This window comes from Bradyrhizobium japonicum USDA 6 (assembly GCF_000284375.1).
GTDB lineage: Bacteria > Pseudomonadota > Alphaproteobacteria > Rhizobiales > Xanthobacteraceae > Bradyrhizobium > Bradyrhizobium japonicum.
Genome location: NC_017249.1, coordinates 2,535,972 through 2,554,837, shown reverse-complemented (window position 1 = coordinate 2,554,837; position 18,866 = coordinate 2,535,972). Strand labels below are relative to the sequence as shown.

Genomic DNA, 18,866 nt, shown 5'->3' with positions numbered 1-18,866 from the left:
AGAGAGGAAAGCGGCCGGAGCCCCCGCTCCGGCCATCAGGTCAGGTCGGCTTGCCGTCCCAGAGCGCGAACTGGCCCTTGCGCACGACGAGCTCGGCGTTCATGGCGCCCTTGACGCGACGGGTCGCGACGTCGAACGTCGCGGCGCCGAAGATGACGCTCGGGACGTCCTTGACCTTGGTGAAGGCGTCGCGGATCGCCTTGCGGTCGTTGCCGCCGATCTTCACCACGGCAGCCGCCATGTTCATCGCATCGTAGGCGTAAGCGTTGAACGCGTCGGGCTCGAGCCCGTTGTACTTCTTCTTGAAGCCGGCGATGAATTTCTGCACCTCGGGCCGCGGGTCTTCCGGGAAGTAGCGCGTGCCGACGTGAACCTCCTCGACCGCCTCGCCGCCGAGCTCCAGGAACTTCGGCGAGTAGACCGAGCTTGCCGCGCAGATCACCTGCTTCAGCCCGACCTGTCGCGCCTGACGCGCGATCAGCGCGCCGTCGGAGTAGTAGGAGATCAGGATCAGCCCGTCCGGATTGGCATCGCGCACGCGTACCAGCGTGGAGCGGAAGTCGCGCTCCTCCGCGATGTAGCCCTCGGTGACCGCGATCTCGGCGCCGTATTCCTTGGCAGCGTTGACGAAATAGTCGCGGCTGGTGCGGCCCCAATCGGTGTTGAGGTGCAGCACCGCGAGCTTCTTCAGGCCGAGGCGCCTCACCGCATAGGACGCCAGCAGCGGCTGCTCGTCGGCCTGGCTGACCGAGGTGCTCCACATGAAGTCGCCACCCTTGGTGAAGTCAGGGTGCGAATTGGTGAAGCCGAACTGCACCAGGCCCGCGCGCTGATAGATCGGCGAGGCCGCCATCAAGGCGGGACTGGAGAAGTCGCCGAGCTCCAGGACGATGCGGGGATCCGAGACGAATTTCTGCGCGATCGCCACCGACTGGCGCGGATCGCTCTGGCTGTCCTCGAAATTGTAGGCGAGCTTGCGGCCGTTGATGCCGCCGGCCGCCTGGATCTCGTCGAGCGCGAGATCGAAGCCCTGCTTCCACTGCGTGCCATATTGCGCGTTCGGCCCGGTCAGAGGGCCGCTGACGCCGAGCAGGATCGGCTCGGCGGATTGCGCGAAGGCGCCGCGCGAACCGGCCGCTCCCGCCATCATGGCGGCAAGCGAGCCCTTGACCAGGGTACGACGATCGATGTTGCTCATGCACGGCTCCATCCAGATAGCGTTGAAACAAGCAGCAATTCTTGTGCCGGTGAGATAGCCTATTTCGAGGGCTCACCGAGCGACAGCATCAGCCGGTTCGCCCAGTTGAAGAACGAGGCGCCGTTGATGACGTCGACGATCTCGGCATCGTCGAGGCCGGCGCGGCGCAGCTCCGCGATATTCTCAGGCCCGAAAGCGATCGGCGTCGCGGCCAGCGCCACCGAGGCCTTGACCACCGCATTCCAGCGCTCGCCGAGGTCGGCCTTGACGCCTTCGTCAAGCAGCCGCTGCACGTCGTCGCGGCGCTTGGAATAGGTGCTGGCGAAACGCGCATGCACCGACGCGCAGTAGATGCAGCCATTGTAGCGCGAGGTCGCAGCAGCCGCGAGCTCACGCTCGGCGCGCGGCAGGCCATCGGCGACGTTGTAGAAGATGTCCTTGTCGGTCTTGGTGCGGGCTTCCAGCACCTCGGGATCACGCACGAGAAGGCGGAAGTATTCGGACTTGGCACGGGAGCGATCGACCAGGCCCGCGAAATGCCGCTCGGTCAATTCGGCCTCGGGCAGCGGGTCGATCCACGACACCCAGCCGAGCTCGTCCTGGGTGAAGACGACGGGCGGATTGACGTTGTTTGCAGCGCTCATGATGCAGTCTCCTTACGCGCCGGCCGCAGCGCTTGCAGTGCCCAGCGAGGCGCCGAGCACGCGCAGGCCCGTGACGACGCGCACCTGGAACGACAGGAACGCGACGAGCTGAGAGAAGGTGACGATGCCGGTGTCGGACCAGCCGGCGGCCAGCAGCGCCTTCATGTCGCCGGACGCGGCATCGCGCGGGCGGAACACCAGCAGATGCGCATGCTCCAGCGCCGCGGCGAGCCTGGCACCAAGGACGGACTTGCCCTCGGCGTTCACGCGATAGATCAGGCCCGCCGTGTTCTCGACTGACAGCGGTCCGGCCGGATACGCACCGTACGGGCCTGACGTCTCGCCGCGCCCGATTTCGAGCTCGATCGCCTTGGCCAGGCGCGCACCATCGGCGGTCGCCGCGAGCTTTCCCCGGTAAAAGGCGGCCACATTGGGCTCGCGGTGAAGGCCGATCACGAAGAGCGCGACTGCGGCGCGCTCCACGAGCGAAAAATCGCCGGCGTCGATCGGCTCGAACAGCGAGAGATAACTCTTCTGCGCGTTCTCGCGCGCCTGCAGGCGGCGTGCGCGAATGCCATCCAGAGCCGTGCCCGGTTCGATCCCGGCGAGCGTGTCGATGATATCTTTCGTAGCCATCATTGAGCCTCGTGCAACGCGATCATGTTCACTCCGATCAGCCCGCCAGAGCCACGTCAGCCGCCGTCCGGGTCCAGCCCAGCGCCGGCGCGACCTTGTCCGCGACAAGCTCAATCGAGCGCAGGATATGGGGATGCGGCGCGTCCACTGAATGCGCCTGGAAGACGAGGTCGGTCACCCGCTCCAGCGTGGCGTCGGCGCGGAGCGAGGCGATGACGTCGTCGGCCGCGCCGACATGCGTGTCGAATGCGGTGATCATCTCCTCCAGCGTCTCGCCCGGCCTGGCGTGACCGCCCTTGAGGAACTGCGGCAGCGCGCGCCGCAGCCCGATGTCGGCAAGGCGCATCGCCTCGGTCCGGTCGTCGGCGACGAAGACGCTGCGCGAGGCCATGATCCGCGGCTCGCATCCCGGCGGCAGCGCTTCGAGATAGGCATCGATGACCGGGTTCTGGATCTCGGCGAGCGTAGCCTTCGGCGCCTCCTTGGTCCGCGGCTGGGTGCGCGACAGCAGCAAGCCATCGCCCGCTTTACCGGCACGCGCTCCGCCCGCGACCGAGAACGTCGCCTGCCAGATCCGCTTGTCCAATTGGGGCCGCTGCGGATAGAGCGTATCGCCGCCGGTGAGCGGCTTGCCGACCAGGGCGTTGCGAACCACGTCCAGATTGCGGGCAAAGATCTCGTTGCGCTGGGCACTGTCGAGGCCGAAGGCGGCAAAGGCCGACGGATTGCCGCCGGTGCCGACGCCGAGCTCGAAGCGGCCGTTGCAGAGGAGATCGAGGACGGCGGCATCTTCCGCCACCCGCACCGCGTTCTCCAGCGGCAGCGTGACGATGCCGGTGCCGAGACGGATGCGCGAGGTTTGGGCCGCGACGTAACCGAGGAAGGTGAAGGGCGACGGCAGGCCGCCCTCGCGCTCGTGGAAATGATGCTGCGCGATCCACGCGGAATCGAGGCCCGCTTCCTCCGCGCGCACGATCTGCTCGGCGGCGAAGCGGTAGCGCTCCGCGGGCGGGGCTTCATCGAGGAGCCGTGTGAAGAACCCCAGTCGTTTCAGGTTTGCAAAGCGTTTCATACGACCCCTGTCGGGCGAGGATGGGCCCCGATGATGTCGGTTGCCGCAGCTCCAGACAAGCGGGCATTGCGCAAGGCTGCCCGCCGGATCGCCCCTCGCGCTGGACCTTGGCTAGGCAGATTGCCTACCAGCTCGGCAGCACCGCGCCCTTGAACTTGGTCAGGACGAACTCCTTCACCTCGGGCGTGTGGTAGCTGTCCACGAGGATCTTGACCCAGGGCTTGTCCTTGTCGGCGGCACGTACCGCGATCAGGTTGACGTAGGGGCCCTTCGGGTCCTCGCGCAGGATCGGATCCTTGACGGGATCGAGGCCCGCCTGGGTTGCATAATTGGTGTTGATCGCGGCCGCATCGACATCGTCGAGCGCGCGCGGCGCCTGCGCCGCATCGACCTCGATGAATTTCAGCTTCTTGGGATTCTCGGTGACGTCGAGCACCGTCGGCTTGAAGCCCGTGCCGTCCTTCAGCTTGATCACGCCCTTGTCGCGCAGCAGCAGCAGCACGCGGCCGCCATTGGTCGGATCGTTCGGGATCGAGACCTTGCCGCCTTCAGGGATGTCGGCGAAGGCCTTGTGCTTCTTCGAATAGACACCGATCGGGAAGTTCACGGTCAGCCCGACGGATTCGATCTTGTAGCCGCGGTCGGCCTTCTGGTTGTCGAGATAAGGCTGGTTCTGGAACGAATTGGCCTGGATCTCACCGGCATCGAGCGCGGCATTCGGCACGACGTAATCGGAGAACTCGATCAGCTGGATGTCGAGACCCTGCTTGGCGGCGATCGGCTTCACCGCCTCGAAGATCTGCGCATGCGGGCCCGGCGTCACACCGATCTTGATGGTCTCGGCGGTTGCTGCGGCCGACCATATGGCAAGCGCGGTTGCAAGGATCAGGGGGAGGCGAAACGACATCTTGGTCTCCATCACTCAACGAAAATGATTGGAACCGTATTCGCTTCTCCGCCGGGCGAAATCAATGAAATGGAAATCCATATTTGTCGACTGACGCGGACAACGCTTCTCCGTTCGCCCTCATGTGGGGAACGAATGCGCCCGCGCAAGCGTGACGCGCATCACCGCGCAGCGGCGCCCGGAGAGCGAGAATTGCCGGCATCCGGTGCGCCCGTTTACTCGGAGCGCCACGTCCACGGTGATAGCATGATCAGGACACAGATCGCGGCATAGGCGGCTAGCGACAGCGTGACCATGGTGGCGAGACCCGCCATGCCCGCGCCAAAACTCGCCACCGCGATCCAGCCGCCGCCGGCCGCGATCAGGATGCGCGCGAAGGACGAAGCGAGCGGCCCCATCGCTCGGCCGGTGCCTTGCACCGCGAACGAACTGACAAAACCGAAGCCGAGCGCGGCATAGGCCGGCGCGACGATGCGCAAATAGGTCATGCCCTCGCTGACGACGTCCGCGTCATGGCTGAAGAGGTGCAGCCAGGCTGTCGGGAAGATCGCAACCAGCAAGCCGATCGTGCCGGTCATGATCATGCCGACCACGCCGCTGATCCAGCCGATCTTTCGTGCCCGTACGGTCTGGCCTGCGCCCATGTTGACGCCGACCATGGTCAGCGTCGCCGTGCTGATGCCGAACAGCAGCGGAATCATGATGTAGTCCAGCCGCGAGGCGATGCCGTAGCCGGCGAGCGCGGAGGTGCCGAACAGCCCGACTGCGCCGGTGACGAGAATGACGGTGAGGTTGGTCAGCACCGCGTTGAGCGCGGTGGGGACACCGACCTTCAGCATGTCGCCGAAGATCTTTGCGCGCAACGGCACGATGTGCAGCTTCAAGCCGGTCGCGCCCGTCGACATGTAGCGCAGCAGGAACAGCATCGCCGCGCCGTAATAGAGGCCGAAGGCTATGCCGGCGCCGCCGATGCCGAGCCGAGGGATCGGCCCGAATCCGAAGATCAGCGCCGGCGAGACCGGAATGGTCACGATGGCGCCGACCAGCGTCACCAGGGCCGGCACCTTGACGTTGCCGGCGCCACGCAGCGCGGCCGCCTGAAGGTTCACGATCCACACCGGGATGGCGCCGGCGAACAGATAGTTGGAATAGGTGGTGGCGGCGGCAAGCGCACCGTCGGTGCCGCCGAGGGCGCGATACAGATGCGGGCCACCGAGGACGACGCCGAGCGTGAACGCGCCGCCGGCAATGATCGCGAGCACCACGGCATGAAACAGCGCCGCCTCGGCGTCGGCGCGGCGGCCAGCACCGACCGCGCGCGCCACCGAGGACGCAACGCCGGAGCCGAAGCCTCCGTTCGACATCATGGTCATCAGCATGAAGATCGGGAACACCAGCGCGGCACCGGCGAGCGCATCGGTGCCGAGATAGCCGACATAATAGGCCTCCGCGATGTTGACCGCGGTCTGCGCGACGAGGACGGTCACGGTCGGCAGCGCGAGCTTGAGCAGCGTGGGCAAGATCGGCGCGGTCAGGAGCGCGGCGCGCCTTTGCTCAGCGGCGCTTGGGGCGGGCGTAACCGCCTGGCGAAGCGGCGCCGTGGTGTGGGCCACGAATGGCGCGGCGGACAAGGCCGGCGCGGCGGCATCATCGACGGACATGGGTTCGATCCTGTGGTTCCCTCGGACCGCCCGGTCGGCCGCCCATTGCATTATACTCATAATGTATTATTATGACCGTAATGCAATAGGACAGACCTCACGATTTTGTGGCATAGGGGGCGGCGGGTTCGCAGGAGGCGGAATTGGCGCGCTACGACAAGGGACACAGGGACACGACGCGGCGACACATTCTCGATGTCGCATCGACGCAGTTCCGCGAGAACGGCATCGCCGCGGTCGGCCTCGCCGGCATCATGGCGGAGGCGGGCCTGACCAACGGCGCCTTCTATACGCACTTCGCCTCCAAGGAGGATCTGGTGCGCGCGGTGCTGTGTGACGCGCTGGAGCGGCGCGAGCAGCGGCACAAGGACAATCTCGAAAACGGCGTCGCGCTCGAGACCGTGATCCGCGATTATCTCTCGCCCAGGCATCGCGATCGCGCGGCGACCGGTTGCCCGACCGCGGCCCTCGTCTCCGAGATCGCGCGGCATCCGAAGGCGACGCGCGAGGCCTTCACCGGCAAGATCTCCGACATCCTCGCGCTGATGGCAGCGCAAATGCCTGAGGGCACGCCGGCGGAGCGGCGCCGCCGCGCCATCGCGGCCTACGCCACCATGGTCGGCGCACTGCAATTGTCGCGCGCAGTGAGCGACAGGCAATTGTCGGAGGAGATTCTCGAGAACGCGGTGGATGCTGCGCTGGCGCTTGCGAAGGGGCGCTGATGCATTCGCCCCTCCGTTCGCGCCGGATCATCGTAGCCCGGGGCGGCCTGCGTGTTGCTCAGCTCCTCGCGTCGAGCTGGCTGTTGCGGCCGGACGAACTTGCTTGCGAGGCATAAGCGGAAGCTGCGGCCGAGGCCGGCGAATAGTGCGACAGCGATTCGGCAAGCTCTTCGGCGGCCTCGGTGAGCTCCTTCAGGACGGCGTCGCTGTCCGTGGCCTGGCCGCCGGAGGAATGCAGCACCTCGAACGAGATTCCATTCGGAAGATCGACATGAACCTTGTCGATCCCGACGGCGTCGGGCGTGTCGCCGTTCTGCGACTGGTCGGCGCTGGATGCCGGATCACCAGATATCTGCTGGCTTGCGAGCTGCTGCACGAAATCCTCGATGGACTTGAGCGCGCTGCTGTCGAAGCCGCCGCCACCGAAATGGACGATGCCGATCGACATGCCGTTCGGCAGGCTCACCTTGACCTCGTCGTAGGGCGTGCCGCTCTCCAGCAGCGACGAGAACATCGAGGCGCCGTCTTGTGAATCGGCGGATTTCGACTGGCTGGTGGATGAAGGCGACCCCGCCGCGCTTCCGCCACCGATGCTGCTCATGCTGCCGACGCTCATACCCGTACTCCACTGTCATTGCCAACGCACGCTTTGCGTGCAATGCGCGTGCCAGATAAGAGCTTCATTGCCATCAAGGGCTTATCGCGAAATCCAGTCGGCATACCCTTCACGCCGGCAACTATGTCCCGGCAGAAGCTGCCCATCTCCACGTTCGCCATTTCGTCGCAGGGCCTTGCGGCCTCGCCGGCATTGCCGCCTCGCACACGATGCAACATGATGGGGTGGCGGCGACGATTTTTCTTCGAGGTGGAGGTCATTCGATGAACGCAGACGAGATTCGCAAGTCCATCGCGGAGGTGAAGCAAGGCACGCTGTCGCGACGCTCGTTCATCCGGACCATGGCTGCGGCCGGGATCGCCGCGCCGGTCGCGAGCCAGATCCTGCTCTGGAACGACGTCGCGATGGCGGATGCCACACTGCAATACAAGCCGACCAAGGCCGGCGGCGGCGGCCCGCTCAAGATCCTGCTGTGGCAGGCCCCCACCCTGCTCAATCCGCATTTCGCGATCGGCACCAAGGATCAGGTGGCTTCGCGCATCTTCTTCGAGCCGCTGGCCGGCTGGGACAAGGACGGCAACCTCATCCCCTGCCTCGCCGCCGAGATTCCGACCAAGGCGAACGGCAGCCTCGCGGCCGACGGCATGAGCGTCATCTGGAAGCTGAAGCAGGGCGTGAAGTGGCATGACGGCAAGCCCTTCACCGCCGACGACGTCGTCTTCACCTGGGCCTATGCGGCGGACCTCGCGACCGCCGCATACAGCACGGGATCCTACAAGGACATCACCGTCGAGAAGATCGACGACCACACCGTCAAGGTGCTGTTCAAGGCCCCCACCCCGTTCTGGGCCGACCCCTTCGTCGGCTCGGTCGGCCAGATCCTGCCGAAGCACCATTTCGGCGACTATGCCGGCGCGAAGTCGCGCGAGGCGCCGGGCAATCTGAAGCCGGTCGGCACCGGCCCGTACAAATTCGTCGAGTTCAAGCCGGGCGACCTGATCCGGGCCGAACGCAACCCCGACTATCACGTCAAGAACCAGCCGCATTTCGACACGATCGAGGTCAAGGGCGGCGGCGACGCGGTCTCCGCGGCGCGCACCGTGCTCCAGACCGGCGAGTACGACTATGCCTGGAACCTGCTGGTGGAGGAGGAGGTCCTCAAGCGCATGGAGGCCAGCGGCAAAGGCAGGGTCGACATCACGCCGTCCGGCAACGTCGAGTTCATCATCCTCAACACGACGGACCCCTGGACCGAAGTCGACGGCGAGCGCTCCAGCGTCAAGACCAAGCACCCGACGCTGTCCGATCCGGTCGTCCGCCAGGCGTTCAACCTCCTGATCGATCGCGAGGCGATCCAGAAATTCATCTACGGTCGCGGCGGCATCGCCACGGCAAGCTTCGTCAACCAGCCCCAGCAGTTCAAGTCGGGCAAGCTGACCTACGCATTCGACGTCGACAAGGCGAACAAAATTCTCGACGACGCCGGCTGGAAGCGGGGCGCGGACGGCATCCGCGAGAAGGACGGCAAGAAGCTCAAATACGTCTTCCAGACCTCGATCAACGCTCCGCGCCAGAAGACGCAGGCCATCATCAAGCAGGCCTGCCAGAAGGCCGGCATCGACATCGAGCTGAAGTCGGTGACCGCATCGGTGTTCTTCTCGTCTGATGTCGGCAACCCCGACACCTACTCGAAGCTCTATTGCGACATGGAGATGTACAACACGACGCAGCCGCAGCCCGATCCGGAGCGGTTCTTGAACCAGTGCGTCTCCTGGGAGATCGCCAACAAGGAGAACAAGTGGCTCGGCCGAAACATCTCGCGCTGGTCCGATCCCGAGGCCGACAAGGCCTACAAGACCGCGCAGCAGGAGCTCGATCCGGTCAAGCGCGCCGCGCTCCTGATCAAGGTCAACGAGATCTTCTGCGAAGCCAATATTCTGGTGCCGCTGCTTTCCCGCAACATCGTCGGCGCAGGCGTCAATAGCCTCATGGCCGACATCTCGGGCTGGGACGTCACGACCTGGAATCTGGGGAGCTGGTATCGGGTCTGACAACGGGCGCGCGAGGACCCGGCTCCCTCAAAGCGCCGGGTCGCATGCCGTATCTGCGCATGATGGCTTTGCTCAGCGCGCCTTCGGACGCATAGCCGACCTCGCCGGCGATCTTGGCGATCGGATCGGAGGTGCCGGCCAGCCGCTTGCGGGCGACCGTCAATCTCAGATCGGACAGGAACGTCATGGGCGCGACCCCCGCGCGCTTTTGAAAGGCGCGCACCAACGTCGCGCGCGAGGCAATCGCCACCGCCGCCATGTCGTCGAGCGTCCAGTCCCGGGCGAGATCATTGAGGATCGCCGACACGACCCGGGCCGTCATGCGGTCGCGCAACAGCGACACCGTCCCGTTGCCGGAGGCATCGTCGGAAAGATGATCGCGGAGCATCATCACGAACAGCGCTCTCGCGAGGTCGGCCGCGACCACCTCCGATCCAACCCGTCCAGCGTCGAGCTCTTCGCGGATGTCGATCAGCAGGCGCCGAAACCGTTCCAGCAGCGGCTCCTCCGCCGTGCGCAGGACGATCTCGTCGGGAAGCGCGGCGATCAGCGGATTTTCATCCGACGTCTCGAACAGGAAACGGCCGCACAGCAGTTCGGTATCGACCTCGGCCTCGACCGTTGCGCGCTGGCGGACCCCATTGCGGACCTCGGTCGTAACACGCCCGACAGCACCACCCGTCCGGCTGCGAACCGCGTGACTGTCGCCGTGCGGCAGGAGAAGGATGTCGCCGGCTTCCAGCCGCTGCGGGCCCAGGCCCGGCCGCTCGACCACGCAAGCGCCGCGCGTGACCATGTGGAATTGCGCCCATCCCTTGCCGTTCGGCGCGTGTAGCGACTCCCAGCTGCCGCCGAACTTGCAGGAATCCTCGAATATTGGACGGATCCTGAACAGCGGCACCATCGCCTTCAACAATTCCGCTGCGTCCGCCTCCGACATCCGTCTCCCCTTGATCCGCCCGGACATGTCTCCGAGCCGCCCGGCCATTCCACGGAGCGGCCAAGCGCATCTACCGTACGAGCGGGCCGTCCCGCACATGAGCGGACCAGTGCTCATGGCTTTTAACACATCCTAACGAGCAATCCTCACGGTGTTCGGTCAATGTCACGGCACGAAGGCGGCAGGGATTTCAAAAAACGGGTCATCGAGGGGAGATCATATGACGTCCAAGACGCCAATCGAGTTGTTGCCACGGCCTGCGAATGTGTCGCGCCGCGGCTTCGTGGGAGGCCTGTCGGCGGGCATCCTTGGCGCTGTGGCGTCCGAGGCAGCGGGCGCCGAGACGCTCGCCGACGTCCCCGATCGAGGGCCTGGCGCCGATCTCAGCGCGCACAGCGAACGCTCCCGGTTTGCAAAGCTCGATCGCATTCCCGAGGCCACGCCGGGCAAGCGCAACGTCGATCCCGGCGATGCCATCAATTCCAAGACGCCGCATCAGAAGCTCGTCGGCAACATCACGCCGACCGATCTGCATTACGAGCGCAGCCATTCAGGCGTGCCCGATATCGATCCCGCGCAGCACCGGCTGCTCATCCATGGCATGGTCCAGAAGCCGCTGGTGTTCAGCGTCGACGATCTGAAGCGGATGCCGTCGGTCACGCGCGTCGTGTTCATCGAATGCACCGGCAACGGCTGGGAGAACTGGAAGAAGGCCGATCCTGACGTGACGGTCCAGAACACGCATGGTCTGGTCAGCACCAATGAATGGACCGGCGTTCCGCTCAAATTCCTGATCGACCTCGTCGGCAGGGACAAGGGCTCGAACTGGATGCTGGCGGAGGGCGGCGACGGCGCGGGCGTCGATCGCAGCATTCCCCTCACCGACGAGATCGTGAACGAGGCTCTCGTCGCCTACGGCCAGAACGGCGAGCCGCTGCGGCCTGCACACGGTTTTCCGATGCGGCTGGTGATGCCGGGCTTCGAAGGCAACCTCAACATCAAATGGCTGCGCCGCCTCAAGTTCGGCACCGAGCCCTGGATGACGCGCTGGGAGACGGCGCGCTACACCCAGCTGCTTGCGAACGGCAAGGCGCGGCAGTTCCAGCTGCGGATGGAAACCAACTCCGTCATCACGCAACCATCGGGCATGATGCAGATTCAGCCCGGCTATAACCGCATCTCGGGTCTTGCCTGGAGCGGGCATGGCAAGATCGCGAAGGTCGAGATCTCCACCGACGGCGCCAAGACGTGGAAGCCCGCGCAATTGAGCCAGCCGGTGTTGTCCAAGGCGCAGGTGCGCTTCCAGATGGATTGGGTGTGGGACGGCAAGCCGACAAAAATCGTGAGCCGTTCGACCGACGACCAGGGCAACGTTCAGCCGGACCGGCAGTCCTTCATCGCTGCGATGGGGACCAACGCGCTGTTTCACTACAACGCCCAGCAGACCTGGAGCATCGACGAAGCCGGGAGGGTCCGCAATGTCCTCGCATGACAAGCTGTTTCTCGCCGGCATCCTCACCGCCGGCCTGCTCGCCGCGCCCGCCCTGGCGTTCGATTTCGGCCGTCCGGCAACGCCGCAGGACATCAAGCTGTGGGACATCGACGTCGGCCCCGACGGCAAGGGCCTGCCCGACGGCAGCGGCACGGCGGCGCAAGGCAAGCAGATCTTCGCCGACAATTGCGCGGCCTGTCATGGCGACAACGGTCAGGGCGGCATCAAGGATCGTCTCGCCGGCGGACAGGGCACGCTCGCCTCCAACATGCCGGTCAAGACCGTCGGCAGCTTCTGGCCCTATGCGACGACCTTGTTCGACTACATTCACCGCGCGATGCCATATCCGACGCCGGGCTCGCTCAGCACCGACGAGACCTATGCCGTCACTGCCTACATATTGAGCCTCAACGGCATCGTTCCCGCCGACGGCAAGGTCGACAAGGAGTCCTTGCCGAAAATCAGGATGCCCAATCGCGACGGCTTCATTCCGGAGCCGGAATTCGACCCGGCGCGATTATTCCGCAAGAAGTGAGCCTGAGATCATGAGGCTCTTCACGCTGATCGGGATATTCGCGCTGGTCGCGACATGTTTCTGGGAGACGCAGGCAATGGCTACAGACGGACTCATCACCATCAAGAGCAGTTTTGGCCCGCAGGATACGATGACGCGGCTCGAGACCGAGGTGAAGGCCAAGGGCTTCACCGTGTTTGCCCATGTCGATCACGCCGCGGGCGCTGCCGCCGTCGGCATGAACCTGCGGCCGACCGATCTCCTCATCTTCGGCAACGCCAAGGGCGGCACGCCGTTGATGCAGCAGGCCCAGACCATCGGCATCGACCTGCCGCTGAAGGCGCTGGTCTGGCAGGACGAGCAAGGCGCGACCTGGCTGTCCTACAACGATCCGGCCTATCTCGCCGGCCGTCACGGCGTCGGCGAGCCGGCCGGGACCGCCATCGGCGCGATGACCGCCGCGCTGCATGCGATCGCGACCAAGGCCACCGCACCGTAAGCGCGGCGCGACGGCCGCGCGAGGAGAGGTTCATGAACGTGACCGGCGGGCAACCGGCGCCGCCAAAGGCGCAAGACAGCAAGCTCGCGCGATGGCTGGTCATTGCGGTGCTGTGCGCGATGCTTCTCGCCGCGTGCGTTCTCGGCTATCTCGGCTGGACCAGCACGGATACCAGCGTGCCGGCGTCCGGCTATGTCGCGCTGGTGCTCGGCGTCGTGTTCTCGCTGGTCGTCGGCGTCGGCCTGATGGCGCTGGTGTTTTACAGCAGCCGCAAAGGCTATGACGAGCCGGTGGTGCTGATCCGGGAGCCGGAGAGCGATCCGGACGATGGACACAGCGGCCCGCGCTAGGCCGTAACATCGACCGGCATGCCGGTTACGCCGGCCGCGAGCTGGCCACCTGGGACCGGCGTCGCGAAAGTATATGTGGGCGCCACGAGAAGAAGATCAGAATCAGAACTGGAAGTCTGCGGCGGCCAAGCCACAGGTCGAAAATCCAAGGGAAGCGTCAGCTTCTTCGCTGAACTCGGCAAGCTCCTGCTGATGTTCTTCGCCGGCTTCGGGGTGAATTTCACGCAGTTTCAGCGAGCCCGAAACAAGGCTGCTACTTTCGGCCTTCTCACTTTCGCCTGTCCCTTCATTTTCGCGATCGGCATGGCGGCAACGATCGGCTACTCAGCCAACGCATGCGCGGTCATCGGCGCATTGCGGGCCTGAAGCGCGCATTCGGCGAATTGAAGCACGACGACTCGCTCGAGGTCATGAGCCAGGCTTTGTTCATCCCGGTCTTCTTCATTGCCGCCGGCTTCCTGGTCGACCTCAAGGTCTTCTTTGGCACGCTGAGCCACCAGCCCTTGCTTGTGCTGGGGGTGCTCGGCGCCCTGTTCGGCGGGAAGTGGCTTGCCGCCGAGGTTGCCGGCCGATGGCTCGGCTATGGTCGCCCGGAGCGGGACCTGATGTTCGCACTGACCGTCCCACAGGTGGCTGCCACGCTGGCGGTCGCGCTCGTGGCGTACGCGACGGTGAACGCGTCCGGCCAGCGGCTGATCGACCAGGCCATGTTGGTTCTTGTCATCGTCTCCTCGTTGATCGGCCTGGTCCTCACCGAGCGGGCCGCCCGGCTCGTCAAGCAGGAGCCGACTCAGGCGCCGATCGGATCCGGCGGCCTTGTCGATGTTCCACCAACTGCCGAATAGCATCATGTTTCAGCAGCGCCCCTCATCCGCGTCGATCGCGTCGACCTCCTCGTTCAAGCCCTCCTCGAGAAGCTCATACACCCTCGTCTCGGCCGCCATGCCCTTAGCGACGACGGTGTCGACGAACCGGCAGCGGAAACTCTGCCTGACGCGCATGTAGACGCTCTCGCTGACGAGAATTTGAGTGTCGTATTGCTTGTTGAGCCCCTCCAGGCGAGCCGCGAGATTTACGACGTTCCCGAGCGCGGTGTAGTTCATGCGTTCAGACGAGCCGAGATTTCCGACGACGGCTTCGCCAACGTGAATACCGAACCGCGTGAAGAAAGACGGCAGCCCTTCCGCTTCGAATTGCCGGTTGACCGCCTCATTGGCGGCCTTTGCCTGTAGTGCGGCGCGGCAAGCGCGTTCGCAATGATCGCCTTGGGGATTCGGCGCGTTCCAGAATGCCATCACGGCATCGCCAATGAACTTGTCGACGGTACCGCCCTGAAGCAGGATGACGTCCGTCAGAGCGGTGAAATACCGGGAGGTCTGCTGCATCAGAACACCGGGATCGGCAGCTTCGGCGATCGTGGTGAAGCCTCTCACGTCGGTGAAGAGCGCCGTGATCTCCTGGCGTACGCCGCCGAGCTCGGTGGAAATCGAATTATCGAGCACACCGCTGACGATCGCGCGTGGCGCGAGCCGCGAGAACAGCCAGATCGCCCTTTGCGATTTGTGAATTGTTCGCGCCAGAATATCAAGCTCCTTGATCGCCGAGCCGATCGCGTGCAGGGGCGGCGGCGCCATCGTCTGCAACCGCGCAGCCTCGCCCGTGATATCGCGAATCGTCGTCGACATGCGCGTTCCGAATATCCAGGCTGCCGGAATGAACAAGAGGCAAGCCAGCAGCGCAATCATTCGGGCTTTTCGATCGAGCTCCCGGATGCCGGCGGCAAATTCGTCTTCGGGCGCAATCAGAAGCACGCTCGCGGCCAGGTTTGGCCCGAGAGCGATGGTTTCGAGACGCGCGAAGTACTCCCTGCCGTCCTTCCAGGTTAGCTTATGCCTGTATGGGCTGCTCTTGTCCCATTCCGCAATGACGCGTCCTTCGACCGTGTCGCGAAGGTCAATGGTGCTGGGAAGTCGCGGACCTGCCGCGTCCACGGACGTCTGTGCGAACAGCGCCGGGTAGTTGGGATGCACGATCAACGTACCCTGGTCGTCGAAAATCAACAGGTAGCCGTTCTTGCCGAATTTCATGATCGGCGCTGACCTGCTGTAATTGTCGAGCTTGAGGTCCAGTCCGACCACGCCGTGCGCGTTCCCGTCGAACGGCACACTGAAGGTCAGCATGGGTACGCCGAGGTTGAACGAGAGATAAGGCGCAGACGTGATCAAATGGCCCGCCTTGCGCGCGTTCATATACCAGTTGCGCTCGCGCGCATCGTAGCCGCGTGGCGGGATTTCAATCTGTCCGATGCGGTTGCCGTCCTTGTCCAGGAATATGCGGGTCGTCGGCAGTTCCTCGCCGCCAGCCCATTGTGTGATTGTCGTGGCGTAGACCGCGTCGGCCGGACCGCCGACACGCTCGCGCTGGACCCCTTTCAGCCCATCCAATCGCTGCACCTGAAGCCAATAGCCATTGTCATAGCCGACATAGATGCTGTCCAGCGCCGGCCATTGCGCCAGATTTCCCCTGATGAGGCCGGCCGTCGGGCTCGCGTCGCCGGGATCAGATGAATTCATGATGGCCGGAGTGAAGGCCAGGGAGCGAGACATGCGCGAGAGCATTTCGACCTGGAGCTGAAGCGAAGAGACCGTGCTGCGGCTCGTCGCATCCATGGTCGAGGTCGCGGCATCCTTGGTGACGAGATCGAGCGTCAGAACCTGCACGACAATCAGCAGCGCGGCCAAGAGGCCGATCATGAACATGACGCAGGCCGTCAGGGTAAGGCGAAAACTCATCGGCCACCCAACCGTTTACCGCTCGAGAGCATTGCACGCGCTCCGTCAACGCCGCCGGAGCGGCAGATGATACTCGAATGACACGTCGCTTGTCTTGCCTCCATGAGTGCACGATGCAGCCAGACTCTCATGTCTCGCTACACCGACCATTGTCGGTGCCTCACCAATCACTTCTCGTTCTTGAAAAGCACATCGATGGCCTGGATGACCTTGAGCTCAGGGTGCGCCTTGCAATAGACGATCACCTGATGCTCACCCGACTTCGCTCGCGTGACATGAGCAAAATGCTTCTGCGCCAGGCCATTGTACCAGCCGCTGTACCATGCAGCGAGATAATCGGCGTCTTCCTGATAGGTGTTGGCGAGCTGGGCGCAAGTCAGGGCCTGAACGTTAATGAATCCCTTCGAATCCATATAGGTCGAGAGTGGGACCTGAGCCTGGGCCGAAGCAATCGTGATAGCGAGAGCGCCGAGGCTGAGCTTGGTCCAACCCGCAAGTGATTTGAGTCTCATGGTTTGTCTCCTTCTCTTGATCGAGTTCGTCGCAGTGAGCACGGGATGATCATCGAGCGACTTGATGTTGCTCTTCCGGCCATAGGGATGCCGCCAGTTCGCGCCCTTGAGCAGCGTCCACCATTGGCTGAAGTCACGAAGATCGACAGGATGATCCGGCGGCGTGAAAGTGAGCGACCCCGCATAGATCATACCCGGCAAAGCATCCGGATAATCCTTCGGATCCGGCGCAACTTCTGCGAAGGTGACATGGCCCGTGGCGCGCACGAACTCCTTGAATTGCCGGTTCGTCACCGGCGTGCGGTCGATCCAGAATCCGTCGACGCGGACCATGTGAGATGGAGCTTCCGGATAATGCCGATCCGACCCCATCCGAAAGGTTCCACCGGGGATGAAGATCGAGTTTTGGGGAGCTGCTTTCACTGACATTCGCGACCGGTGCCTGCGCAAGATTCACGTCGGATGCTCCGTACTTTAAAAGCGCCCAGCAGCAGTTCGTCTAAGGACGGCCGGCCAGAGAGGACGAAATCTAAAGCGCGGCAAGCATTGGCCTAGTTGGACCTTGGTCCATCATGTTTCGTGCGCGCAGTGCGAACTTCCGCGAAAACTGGGAACTCGCCGCCACTCGATCAGGCCGGCAGGCGACGCAGATCCTGCCCCTGAAGCGCGGCCGCCGAACCGATCCCGATGTTCTTTACGATCGCCCTCGCCTGCAGCATGGTGATGTCGAGCGGCCTCACGAGCTCGGCCGGATAGTACCTGACGTTGCCGGCCAAGGGCGTCGGCGCCTGCGGCACGAAGACGACCATCCAGTTGTTGTCCAGCGTTTCCAACAGGTATCCGATCTGCCAGCCTCCCTCGGCGCGGACGAGCACCGGCTTGAAGTCGTCGCTGGCGCTTTCGGCCTGAGCCAGGCCCTGGGCCATGCTCTTGACCATCTGGTATTGCGGCATGCCGCCGAGAAATGAATTCTCGAACCACGCGCTGACGTTTGCGCCGACCCTTGTCCGCGCCACGACCCCGGCCAGGAAGGACACCAGCACGAGCAGCACCACCGCAAGCACCGTCACGATGCCGACCCCGGCGATTTTTCCGACCTCGTCGAAGTGCAGCAAATGGGACACGGGCAGCGCGGCCTTGACAGCGATGCGCATTGCATGCCCGAGGATCAACAATACGAGCGCGACCGGCAGCAGGAAGAGCGCACCGCCGATGATCGTGGTCTTCAAGAACTGCTTCATCGCCCCTGCCCCTCGCATGGCGCAGCCTCGGCTCGCGACCTCCAGGACACGCTACCAGGTGATGTTGAGACGAAACTGGCTTTTGAAATTATAGACCGGATAGTCCTTGATGATGGGAACGCCGATCTCGAGCGATGCCGCGACGTTGTCGGACAACTTCTTTCCCGCGCGCACATCCAGGGGAAGAAACAGGCGGCCGGTCTGTCCGGCGACCGGATCGCCGAAATTTATCCTGATATCCTGGCTGGGGTAGAACGTGACGAACCAGCGATCCGGCAAACCGATGTTCAGGGCCGGACCGAACTGCAGATTGCTGATATTCCGTCTCGTCGGATCTCCGGCAACACTCACGTCATATCGGAAGATCGGCTCGAAATAGCTCGACTTGCTGATTTCCGGCAGCGCGACACGAAAGCCGACGATCGGCATGATGCGCCACTTGCCAGACCCCAACGGATCCTCGCCGGTCGGGGTGATCAGACGGGCACCGAAACCGACCGCCCAGCGCTTGTCGAGATCATGAATGACGGCCGCCTGGATATCGGCATCTCCGAGGCCGTAGATGTATTTGCCGTTGGGATTGCTCGAATTGATCGTATTCCTGCCGAGCAGCGGCAGGTCTGTCCGTGTCACCACCGTCCATGTCGGGGTGAGATAGAAGGCGTGATCATAGCGCAGGTTCAGCGTCTGCGTCGTGACGTCCCGCGTGCTTCCCGGCGCCGAGCGGTACTCGTACCGGAATTGAAACAGGTTCGGAGGCGGCCGGAAAAAGTCCAGCCCGGAAAGATCGTACGTTTCGGATGACTGGGCGGCGGCGGAGGCCGGCGACAAAAGTGCGATAGCAGCGAATGGCGCGATCCAAAGCCTATCCAAGATCGCCGTTCTGACGCGGGACCCGACACAAGCGCGAGCATCACTCGTACCTGCCGGCGCCGCGGGCGTCTTGTCGCGCATCATCCACGCTCCGGAACTTTCCCTCAAATGCGCACATAGCACGGTCTCGCGCGCCTATCGGGGCG

Annotated in this window: 19 protein-coding genes and 2 pseudogenes; 8 read left to right on the top strand and 13 right to left on the bottom strand. The window is 64.0% G+C overall.

The features are described from left to right. Nucleotides 1–40: 40 nt before the first annotated feature. The 6 genes from BJ6T_RS11955 to BJ6T_RS11930 form a co-directional block, all read right to left on the bottom strand. A complete protein-coding gene (locus tag BJ6T_RS11955; protein ID WP_014492616.1) occupies nucleotides 41–1,198 on the bottom strand; it encodes an ABC transporter substrate-binding protein in 1,158 nt (385 codons plus the stop codon). Between the two features lie 59 nt (nucleotides 1,199–1,257). Continuing rightward, on the bottom strand, nucleotides 1,258–1,842 hold the full coding sequence (locus tag BJ6T_RS11950) for an alkylhydroperoxidase domain protein (RefSeq protein ID WP_014492615.1): 585 nt from the start codon (nucleotides 1,840–1,842) through the stop codon (nucleotides 1,258–1,260). Between the two features lie 12 nt (nucleotides 1,843–1,854). Next, on the bottom strand, nucleotides 1,855–2,478 hold the full coding sequence (locus BJ6T_RS11945; RefSeq protein WP_014492614.1) for a CMD domain protein: 624 nt from the start codon (nucleotides 2,476–2,478) through the stop codon (nucleotides 1,855–1,857). A gap of 37 nt (nucleotides 2,479–2,515) precedes the next feature. Further along, nucleotides 2,516–3,550, bottom strand: a complete 1,035-nt coding sequence (locus tag BJ6T_RS11940; protein WP_014492613.1) for a putative FMN-dependent luciferase-like monooxygenase — start codon at nucleotides 3,548–3,550, stop codon at nucleotides 2,516–2,518. 124 nt (nucleotides 3,551–3,674) lie between these two features. After that, nucleotides 3,675–4,469 (bottom strand): MetQ/NlpA family ABC transporter substrate-binding protein, encoded by a 795-nt coding sequence (locus BJ6T_RS11935; protein WP_028170609.1) that lies wholly within the window; start codon nucleotides 4,467–4,469, stop codon nucleotides 3,675–3,677. Between the two features lie 203 nt (nucleotides 4,470–4,672). Beyond that, nucleotides 4,673–6,118 (bottom strand): MATE family efflux transporter, encoded by a 1,446-nt coding sequence (locus BJ6T_RS11930; RefSeq protein WP_014492611.1) that lies wholly within the window; start codon nucleotides 6,116–6,118, stop codon nucleotides 4,673–4,675. A gap of 143 nt (nucleotides 6,119–6,261) precedes the next feature. Here BJ6T_RS11930 and BJ6T_RS11925 point away from each other — a divergent pair, with 143 nt between their 5' ends. Beyond that, nucleotides 6,262–6,840, top strand: coding sequence for a TetR family transcriptional regulator (locus BJ6T_RS11925; protein WP_014492610.1), 579 nt, complete (start codon nucleotides 6,262–6,264; stop codon nucleotides 6,838–6,840). 58 nt (nucleotides 6,841–6,898) lie between these two features. Here BJ6T_RS11925 and BJ6T_RS11920 read toward each other — a convergent pair whose 3' ends face one another. Then, nucleotides 6,899–7,456, bottom strand: a complete 558-nt coding sequence (locus BJ6T_RS11920; protein WP_028170608.1) for a hypothetical protein — start codon at nucleotides 7,454–7,456, stop codon at nucleotides 6,899–6,901. Between the two features lie 263 nt (nucleotides 7,457–7,719). Between BJ6T_RS11920 and BJ6T_RS11915 the strand changes: the two genes are divergently transcribed. Beyond that, nucleotides 7,720–9,507 (top strand): peptide ABC transporter substrate-binding protein, encoded by a 1,788-nt coding sequence (locus tag BJ6T_RS11915; protein ID WP_014492608.1) that lies wholly within the window; start codon nucleotides 7,720–7,722, stop codon nucleotides 9,505–9,507. On the opposite strand, the gene BJ6T_RS11910 is transcribed toward BJ6T_RS11915, so the two are convergent. Continuing rightward, nucleotides 9,470–10,447, bottom strand: coding sequence for an AraC family transcriptional regulator (locus tag BJ6T_RS11910; RefSeq protein ID WP_014492607.1), 978 nt, complete (start codon nucleotides 10,445–10,447; stop codon nucleotides 9,470–9,472). The two genes, BJ6T_RS11915 and BJ6T_RS11910, sit on opposite strands and share 38 nt — an antisense overlap. Before the next feature lie 220 nt (nucleotides 10,448–10,667). Here BJ6T_RS11910 and soxC point away from each other — a divergent pair, with 220 nt between their 5' ends. The 6 genes from soxC (at nucleotide 10,668) to BJ6T_RS11885 (ending at nucleotide 14,147) form a co-directional block, all read left to right on the top strand. Further along, complete coding sequence (gene soxC / locus BJ6T_RS11905; RefSeq protein WP_014492606.1) at nucleotides 10,668–11,939, top strand: sulfite dehydrogenase; 1,272 nt, start codon at nucleotides 10,668–10,670, stop codon at nucleotides 11,937–11,939. Further along, a complete protein-coding gene (locus BJ6T_RS11900) occupies nucleotides 11,926–12,474 on the top strand; it encodes a c-type cytochrome (protein WP_014492605.1) in 549 nt (182 codons plus the stop codon). Before soxC ends, BJ6T_RS11900 begins: the two co-directional genes overlap by 14 nt. A 76-nt stretch (nucleotides 12,475–12,550) precedes the next feature. After that, complete coding sequence (locus BJ6T_RS11895; RefSeq protein ID WP_374762633.1) at nucleotides 12,551–12,952, top strand: DUF302 domain-containing protein; 402 nt, start codon at nucleotides 12,551–12,553, stop codon at nucleotides 12,950–12,952. 32 nt (nucleotides 12,953–12,984) lie between these two features. Further along, a complete protein-coding gene (locus tag BJ6T_RS11890; RefSeq protein ID WP_014492603.1) occupies nucleotides 12,985–13,302 on the top strand; it encodes a hypothetical protein in 318 nt (105 codons plus the stop codon). Between the two features lie 75 nt (nucleotides 13,303–13,377). After that, entirely contained in the window at nucleotides 13,378–13,668 is a 291-nt protein-coding gene (locus BJ6T_RS45490) for a cation:proton antiporter domain-containing protein (protein WP_157788297.1), read from the top strand. After that, complete coding sequence (locus tag BJ6T_RS11885; RefSeq protein ID WP_014492601.1) at nucleotides 13,638–14,147, top strand: cation:proton antiporter domain-containing protein; 510 nt, start codon at nucleotides 13,638–13,640, stop codon at nucleotides 14,145–14,147. The genes BJ6T_RS45490 and BJ6T_RS11885 overlap by 31 nt, the downstream gene beginning before the upstream one ends. 9 nt (nucleotides 14,148–14,156) lie before the next feature. Here the strand turns inward: BJ6T_RS11885 and BJ6T_RS11880 are convergent, their stop codons facing one another. The 5 genes and pseudogenes from BJ6T_RS11880 to BJ6T_RS11860 all read right to left on the bottom strand — a co-directional run bounded on the left by BJ6T_RS11880 (nucleotide 14,157) and on the right by BJ6T_RS11860 (nucleotide 18,804). Further along, complete coding sequence (locus tag BJ6T_RS11880) at nucleotides 14,157–16,094, bottom strand: adenylate/guanylate cyclase domain-containing protein (protein ID WP_014492600.1); 1,938 nt, start codon at nucleotides 16,092–16,094, stop codon at nucleotides 14,157–14,159. A 167-nt stretch (nucleotides 16,095–16,261) separates the two neighbouring features. Then, nucleotides 16,262–16,567: pseudogene (locus BJ6T_RS47125) on the bottom strand (HdeA/HdeB family chaperone); the annotation flags it as partial. A gap of 75 nt (nucleotides 16,568–16,642) precedes the next feature. Beyond that, nucleotides 16,643–17,035: pseudogene (locus BJ6T_RS47120) on the bottom strand (SUMF1/EgtB/PvdO family nonheme iron enzyme); the annotation flags it as partial. A gap of 200 nt (nucleotides 17,036–17,235) precedes the next feature. Beyond that, nucleotides 17,236–17,847, bottom strand: a complete 612-nt coding sequence (locus BJ6T_RS11865) for a DUF502 domain-containing protein (RefSeq protein WP_014492598.1) — start codon at nucleotides 17,845–17,847, stop codon at nucleotides 17,236–17,238. Between the two features lie 51 nt (nucleotides 17,848–17,898). After that, nucleotides 17,899–18,804 (bottom strand): transporter, encoded by a 906-nt coding sequence (locus BJ6T_RS11860; RefSeq protein ID WP_141379452.1) that lies wholly within the window; start codon nucleotides 18,802–18,804, stop codon nucleotides 17,899–17,901. Between the last annotated feature and the right edge of the window lie 62 nt (nucleotides 18,805–18,866).